The sequence below is a fragment of the Gracilimonas amylolytica genome, from assembly GCF_002911695.1.
In the GTDB taxonomy this organism is placed as follows: Bacteria; Bacteroidota; Rhodothermia; order Balneolales; family Balneolaceae; genus Gracilimonas; species Gracilimonas amylolytica.
In genome coordinates this window covers 245,978-246,520 of record NZ_PQBS01000040.1, presented here as the reverse complement: position 1 = coordinate 246,520, position 543 = coordinate 245,978, and the positions used below count along the sequence as shown (strand labels likewise).

1 protein-coding gene is annotated in these 543 nt (G+C 46.4%); it reads right to left on the bottom strand.

Going from position 1 to position 543, the window contains the following annotated elements; translation table 11 throughout:
- Positions 1 to 543: hypothetical protein (locus C3B73_RS13325; RefSeq protein WP_198597365.1), on the bottom strand; the 543-nt coding region annotated here is incomplete at both ends.

Here is a 543-nt window from a genome sequence, read left to right as displayed (position 1 = left end):
TGGGTTTGTTGGAACGACTTGAATTGTAGTCCTGAGCTGTTTCAATTGCATCATCTATGCCGTCACCATCACTATCCGCATCACCATCGCCCACACCATCAGCAATCGTATTCGGTTTGTTAGAACGACTGGAATTGTAGTCCTGTGCTGGAGCCACCTTTGCTATGTCGCTAAGACGGTTCATTTTCATCAATAACTGCTCCTCCATCGCCAGAACTTCCCGGCACACATTGGTCTCACATTTCCCAAGGCATTCAACATCTTCCCTCACAATATTTCGGATCTCTTCAATATGAGTATCGATCTCAGTGGGATTTTCCTGTGCTCTTGCAACTCCATGATGGCGTTCATCAGCATGTTGCCTCACCTGCACGCACACTTCTTCACCGCAACGATCCAACACCTCTTTGATGTTTTGAATATCGTTACCTGCAGAGGCCAACTCCAATTCCTTCGCTTTACGTAACAATTCATCGGGGTGCGGGCATGAACCATCATCATCACAATCATCCCAGATATCATCAGCTATTTCCGTATTGGGTT